The 6,558-nt window shown below is 73.2% G+C and carries 5 protein-coding genes and 1 pseudogene; 5 read left to right on the top strand and 1 reads right to left on the bottom strand.

Annotated features, from left to right (window positions below; translation table 11 throughout):
- Positions 1–296: 296 nt before the first annotated feature.
- The gene (locus tag ACIRPP_RS29515; protein ID WP_403649014.1) at positions 297–1,409 is read right to left on the bottom strand and encodes a CobW family GTP-binding protein; all 1,113 of its coding nucleotides are present in this window, start codon (positions 1,407–1,409) and stop codon (positions 297–299) included.
- A 317-nt stretch (positions 1,410–1,726) separates the two neighbouring features.
- On the opposite strand from ACIRPP_RS29515, the gene ACIRPP_RS29510 reads away from it, so the two are divergent.
- The 5 genes and pseudogenes from ACIRPP_RS29510 to ACIRPP_RS29490 all read left to right on the top strand — a co-directional run bounded on the left by ACIRPP_RS29510 (position 1,727) and on the right by ACIRPP_RS29490 (position 6,541).
- On the top strand, positions 1,727–2,311 hold the full coding sequence (locus ACIRPP_RS29510) for a DUF6082 family protein (protein WP_403649011.1): 585 nt from the start codon (positions 1,727–1,729) through the stop codon (positions 2,309–2,311).
- 398 nt (positions 2,312–2,709) lie between these two features.
- Complete coding sequence (locus ACIRPP_RS29505) at positions 2,710–2,949, top strand: hypothetical protein (RefSeq protein ID WP_343242779.1); 240 nt, start codon at positions 2,710–2,712, stop codon at positions 2,947–2,949.
- 114 nt (positions 2,950–3,063) lie between these two features.
- A complete protein-coding gene (locus tag ACIRPP_RS29500) occupies positions 3,064–4,002 on the top strand; it encodes a sucrase ferredoxin (RefSeq protein ID WP_403649006.1) in 939 nt (312 codons plus the stop codon).
- Positions 4,003–4,189: 187 nt separating this feature from the next.
- Positions 4,190–5,864: pseudogene (locus tag ACIRPP_RS29495) on the top strand (ATP-binding protein).
- Positions 5,861–6,541, top strand: coding sequence for a response regulator (locus tag ACIRPP_RS29490; protein ID WP_403649003.1), 681 nt, complete (start codon positions 5,861–5,863; stop codon positions 6,539–6,541). Before ACIRPP_RS29495 ends, ACIRPP_RS29490 begins: the two are co-directional and overlap by 4 nt.
- The last annotated feature ends 17 nt before the right edge of the window (positions 6,542–6,558 follow it).

The following is a 6,558-nucleotide window of genomic DNA, read 5'->3' as shown; positions in this document are numbered from 1 at the left end:
CTCGCAAGGCGGAGGAGGGCGGCAGGGCGGAGCCCTGACAACCGACGACAACGCGGCGAGGCGCGGTGCCGGGGCCCGCGAGCCCGGCGTGATCCAAACGAGAGGCCCCAGGGCCGGTCCAGGTTTCCTGGGGCCGGGTCCACATCTCCTGGGGCCGGTCCAGGCCCCCTGGAAGGGTGCCCCTCCGGACCCCGTCCCCAGGAGTCGGGGGCGGGGTCCGGCTGTTCGGCGCCGCGCCCGTCCCGCGCACCGCCGCCCCGGGACCGGCGGGTGGGTGCGGGCCGTCCGGGCCGGTGCTACGCCTGTGCGGGCGCCTGCGGATCAGGGTCCGCGTGGGCGTCGGGGTCGTCGTCCTCGGTGCCGTCCACGTACCGCAGCACACCCCACATGCCGCGTTCGTCGGCCTGCGGGGTGTCGCTCGCGCAGGCCTCCAGTTCCTTGCGCAGGGCGGGTGCGTCGATGCCGGACCCGATGAGCACGAGCTGTGTGAGCCGCTCCTCGCCCGGCGCCCACGGCTCGGGCCGGAACCGCAGGAACCGCCCGACCGCGTGCACGGCGTAGCGGTTGTGGACGTCGTACGGTCCGAAGTCGACGTAGCCCTTGATGCGGAACAGGCCCTCGGGCCGGCTGTCGAGGAACCGCATGAGCGCCCGCGGGTCGGTGGGCCGCCCGGACACGTGGGAGACGCTGTCGTAGGCGGCGTGCAGATGCCCTGCGTGCTGCCCGGAGGACTGCTCCTCCTCGCCTTCGTGGTCGTGCAGTCGCAGGTCGTCGAAGGACAGCTGGCCGAGGCGCTCCTCGCCCGGCCGGCAGTCGAAGAGGAGCTCCGGGTCGATCCGCGCGTGGGCGGCGGGCACGACGGCCGCCCCGTCGACGAGGGTGCGGACGCGGGCGATCACCCCGTCCGGATCGGCCGCGCGGTCGGTCTTGTTGACCACGACGAGGTCGGCGAGGGCGAGGTGCCGGTCGATCTCGGGGTGCCGGGCCCGGGTGTCGTCGAACTCGGCGGCGTCCACCACCTCGACGAGCCCTCCGTACACGATGCCCGGGTGCTCGCTGGCGAGCACCATCCGCACCAGTTCCTGGGGTTCGGCCAGACCGCTGGCCTCGATGACGACGGCGTCGAGGCCGGCGGAGGGCTGGGCGAGCCGTTCGAGGTACACGTCCAGCTCACTGGCGTCGACGGCGCAGCACAGACATCCGTTGCCCAGCGAGACGGTCGAGTCCCCGAGGGCACCGGCGACGGCCATCGCGTCGATCTCGATGGCCCCGAAGTCGTTGACGATCGCCCCGATCCGGCTGCCGCCGCTGTGGTGCAGGACGTGGTTGAGCAGGGTCGTCTTCCCGGAACCGAGGAATCCGGCCAGAATGACCACCGGAATCCGCCGCTCGCTGTTCCGCTCCGCCACGCGCTCTCCACCTCTCCGTGCGCCGGTATGCGCCCCGGCGTACGTCCGACGACTCGACCGGCGCCCAGGATACGAGCGACTCCGCCGGGCGCGGACCGCACGATTGTCGACGGCGTGCGCGGGGCAGATGCCGGGCATGGCGCCGATGTGTGCGACCCTCCGTTCCCTCCGTGCGCCTTCCTCTCCGCCTTCCCGCCGATCAGAGCCGCTCGGCACCCTGGGAGGCGGCACGCGCCGCCCACCGCTCGCCGGTCCCTTCGCATCCACCCACGCCAGCCGACGACCGGCGGACGGCGGCCTGATCGGGGGTATTTGACATGGCCACACGGAAAGTCGTGGCAGGAAGGTTTCTTCCTTTGGTCGCGGCCGGAGTGGGCTTTCTGGCCGGGGCCGTCACGGCCCGGACCGCCCACGACCGGATCACCTGCTCGCTCGGTGAGCGACTCCAACGCCTGGCACAGGCGACCGAGGAAGCCCGGAGGACGACGGCCCTGGCCCACCAGCACCGCCTGCACTGGGAACTGCTGAGCAAGGCCATGGACCCCGGGAACGCCGCCCTGCTGGAGGTGCTCGACACCTATAGTCCGGCCGTCCCCCAGGAGACACAGCGCCAATTCCTGTACGCCAATGCCATGTACACCAGCATGGTTTTCAACTACCGCATGGGAATACTGAGCCGTGAACAGTTCCACGGTTCGGTCCGCGGCATGTTCCAGAATGCCGTCTGCCGCGCTTACTGGCGGGCCACCGCGCACCACAGGGAAACCCTGGAGGCTTCCAGCGAGGAGGCCGAACTCGGAAAACTCGTCGACGGGCTCCTGCAACAACTGGAGGAGTCGGACACGGACGAATGGTGGGTCGTCGGGGAACTGCCGCCCGAGACACCGCCGGACGCGGCCTGACACCCGCGACGAGGCCCCGCGCGGCATGCCCCCCGCGACGTGACCGGGCCGCGTGCTCACGAACACCCGTCGGACCCCCGAGCGGACGCACCCCTTCGGGCGTCGTCGGCGGGCGCCGCTTGACAGCACCCGCCGGCGGCCGTGACGTTCACTGCCGGACCACCGGCCTCCCAGCCCCGGCCCTGCCGCCGTTCCCGGCCGCAAACGGCCCACCGGACCGGGCCCCGGCGCCGGACAACACCGCCGGCCCCAGATGTCCCAACCTCGTTGCCAGCAACCGCGCGAGACGCTACTAGTAGTCCGCACCTGCTCAACGGTGCGGCAGCTGTGCTGCACCACGAGGTCCGGTCAGGCACGGCTCCCGAAGGGTGCAGCCTCGGATTTCGGAGGGACTGCACGTGAGTCACATCGTCCGTCGGATCGGGCCTTCTCCCCAGGCTCGGGGATGCCAGACCGGACAGAACTGCCCGGACATCTTCGAGTTGTCCGACGGTAATTTCGCCGTGATCGGCACCGAATCCACGGCACGCCTCGATCCCCAGCTTCCGCCGGACGCCGGACGAGCAGAATACGAGAACATCGTGGTGATCAGCCGCGAAACCCTGATCCGAGCAAAGGCCGACATTCCCGACGCCTGAGGCGCGAAAAGGCCTGCGTCTTTTCCGGACGACGCAGGCCGTCCCCCGCCGACCGGAGCACGGGGCCGTGGGTCGGGAGGCATGCTCCGGCCAAGTCAGGTTAGGCTCACCTGTGTGAGTACGTGCTCAACCGCCTCCCGGGAGCTCGACGAGCCTCTCGCGGGAACCGCGGCCACCGCGAGGACCTGGCTGCTGCTGGAGCAGCCCGGCCCCTGGGGTGCGAAGGCGCTCACCTCGAGCCACCTCGACCCCGCACTGGGCCGCGCCCTGGAAGCCGCCGCAAAGGGCACCGGGGTGCGCATCGCGCTCATCCGGCGCACCGGACGTCACGCCGACCGCCACGCCGGCACCGCCCGCCGGGTGTACGCCGCCCACACCGTCCCGGGCCGGGTGTGGCTGCACACCGCCACGATCACGGACCCCGGGCACCTGCTCGACCTCGACTTCGCCGCACTCGGCCGGGGAGAGCACACCACCTTCGACACGGCGCTGGGCGGACAACCGCACGACGGCGACCCCCTGGCCCTCGTCTGCACCAACGGCAAGCGCGACCGCTGCTGCGCCCTCCTCGGGCGGCCCCTCGCCGCCGAGCTGGCCGCCTCCGGCGTCGACGGCGTGTGGGAGGTGACGCATCTGGGCGGTCACCGTTTCTCCCCGACCGTGCTCGTCCTCCCGTACGGCTACGCCTACGGCAGGGCCGAGGCCCACGCCGTCAAGGAGGTCCTGCACGGCGTGCAGGAGGGCCGGATCGTGGTCGAGGGGTGCCGGGGCAGTTCCGCCTGGGAGCGTCCCGGACAGGCCGCCGAGCTGGCCGTGCGCGCGGCGGAGGGCGTGTACGGGGCGGACGCGCTGAGCGTCGTACGGACGCAGGGCACGGCGCCGCGCTGGGAGGTCACCGTCGCCCACGCGGACGGCCGCCAGTGGTGGGTGGAGGTGCGCCAGGGCGCTTCCTCACCGCCGCGTCCGGAGAGCTGCGGCTCCGTCCTCGGATCGCCCGCGCGCATGGACGCGACGGCGATCCGCGAGGTGACGGTGACGTCCCTGGCCTGCTGAGGGCCACGACCGGGCGATTCTGCGGCGAACGGATGAGCCGCCGACCGCGTGGTGTCCGGCGGCGAACGGGAGAGCCGCCCACCGCGTGGTGTCCGGCGGCGAACGGATGAGCCGCCCACCGCGTGGTGCCGCGAGGCGCCCGCCACACCCGTGGGGAACCGTGCGGCTGCCCACGTACCGTCTGGGTATGAGCTCCACTCCCCCCGCGCACCGCCGACGCCTCCGTCTGCCGCGGCGGATGTTCTCGCAGGTGCTGTTGATGCAGCTGGCGATCGCCGCGGGTGTCGCTGTGCTGGCGACCGGCCTGTTCCTGGCGCCCCTCGGCGAGCAGCTGGACGACCAGGCGATGCGGCGGGCCCTGGCGATCGCGCAGACCACCGCCCAGCAGTCGCGGATCGCCGACGACCTGCGGACCACGGCCGCCTCGCCCGACGGGCCGGTCCAGCGGGAGGCCGAACGGATCCGGGAGGCCACCGGCGCCGAATACGTCGTCGTGCTGGACCGGCACGGGGTGCGCTGGTCCCACACCGACCCGCGGCGGATCGGCGGCCATGTCTCCACCGACCCCGGCGAAGCCCTGGCGGGGCACGAGGTCATGGAGATCGACGACGGCACCCTGGGCCGCTCGGCCCGCGGCAAGGTGCCGCTGCGCGACGACGACGGCCGGATCGTGGGGGCGGTGTCGGTGGGCATCGCCTACGACAGCGTCCGCGCGCGGCTGATCCACGCCATTCCCGGCCTCCTCGCCTACGCGGGCGGCGCGCTGGCCGTGGGCGCCCTCGCGGCCTGGCTCATCTCGCGCCGGGTGCAGCGGCAGACCCGGGACCTGGCCTTCTCCGACATCGCGGCGCTGCTCGCCGAGCGCGAGGCCATGCTGCACGGCATCCGGGAGGGGGTCGTCGCCCTGGACCGAGCGGGACATGTCCGGCTCCTGAACGACGAGGCGCGGCGCCTGCTCGGCCTCGGCGACGAGGCGGTGGGCCGTTCCCCCGACGAGGCACTGGGCCCGGGGCGCACCGCCGACATCCTGTCCGGTCGGGCGGACGGCGCCGATCTGCTGACCGTCCGCGGACAGCGGGTCCTGGTCGCCAACCGCATGCCGACGGACGACGGCGGCGCCGTGGCCACCTTCCGTGACCGCACCGAGCTGGACCGGCCGCCGGGAACTGGACTCCACCCGTGGTCTGATCGACGCGCTGCGGGCCCAGGACCACGAGCACGCCAACCGGATGCACACCCTGCTGGGGCTGCTGGAGCTGGAGCTGTACGACGAGGCCGTCGAGTTCGTGGCCGAGGTCGTAGGCGCCCACCGGGCCACGGCGGAGCAGGTCACCGAGCGGGTCAGGGACCCGCTGCTCGCGGCGCTGCTGGTCGGCAAGGCCACGGTCGCGGCCGAGCGGGGCGTGGCGCTGGGCGTGTCGGACCGGACGTGGCTCCCGGACCGGCTGATCGATCCCGGCGGGCCGGTCACCGTGCTCGGCAATCTGGTCGACAACGCCCTGGACGCCGTGGCCGGCACGCCGCACGCGCGGGTGGAGGCCGAGCTGCGCGCCGAGGGGCGTACGGCAGTGCTGGTGGTGCGGGACACCGGCCCCGGTGTGCCGCCAGAGCAGCGCGAGATGGTCTTCACCGAGGGCTGGTCCACCAAGGAGCCGCCGGCGCACCGTGAGCGCGGTATCGGGCTGTCCCTGGTGCGCACGCTCGCGGAGCGGCAGGGCGGCAGTGCCACCGTGGGCGAGGCGCCGGGCGGCGGGGCGGAGTTCACCGTCGTCCTGCCCGAGGCCCTCGACGGGGCGGGCACGGAGCCCGCCCCGACCGGGGCGGCTGCCGTGCCCGGACCGAGCGAGGAGGAGGCGCGATGATCGAGGTGCTGGTCGTGGACGACGACGTCCGGGTGGCCCGGGTCAACGCGGCCTACGTGGAGAAGGTGCCCGGCTTCCATGTGGCCGGCCTGGCCCACGGCGCGGCCGAGGCGTTGCGCGGCCTGGATGCGGTGCCGGCGCCGGACCTCGTCCTCATGGACCACTACCTGCCCGACGGCACGGGTCTCGCGGTGGTGCGGGAGATGCGCCGGCGGGGACACCAGACCGATGTGATCATGGTGACGGCGGCGCGCGACGTGTCCACCGTGCAGGCGGCGATGCGGCACGGTGCGCTGCAGTACCTGGTCAAGCCGTTCGCGTTCGCCGGGCTGCGGTCGAAGCTGGAGGCGTACGCGGCTCTGCGCCGCACCCTGGACGGCGGGGGCGAGGCCGAACAGGCCGAGGTGGACCGCATGTTCGGGGCCCTGTCGGCGACCGGCGAGCCGAGTCTGCCCAAAGGACACTCCCCCGCCACTGCGGAACTGGTGCGCCAGTGCCTGATGCACGCCGAGCGGCCGCTGTCCGCCCTGGAGATCGCCGAACGCACCGGAGTGAGCCGCCAGACCGCCCAGCGCTACCTGAAGCTGCTGGAGCGCACGGGACGGGCCACGCTGACCCTGAAGTACGGGGACGCGGGCCGCCCGGAACACCGTTACGCGTGGGCGGCCCGCGCCTGAGAGGCACGGCCCGTGGG

The organism is Streptomyces sp. NPDC101219, from assembly GCF_044767675.1.
In the GTDB taxonomy this organism is placed as follows: Bacteria; Actinomycetota; Actinomycetes; order Streptomycetales; family Streptomycetaceae; genus Streptomyces.
The sequence above is the reverse complement of the archived record's forward strand: the minus strand, read 5'-3'. Positions and strand labels throughout refer to the sequence as shown.

What these genes read in the sequence shown, in the direction of transcription:
- ACIRPP_RS29510 (WP_403649011.1), top strand. Translation starts at nt 1,727, where the DNA reads ATGGCCACACGGAAAGTCGTGGCAGGAAGGTTTCTTCCTTTGGTCGCG.
- ACIRPP_RS29490 (WP_403649003.1), top strand. Translation starts at nt 5,861, where the DNA reads ATGATCGAGGTGCTGGTCGTGGACGACGACGTCCGGGTGGCCCGGGTC.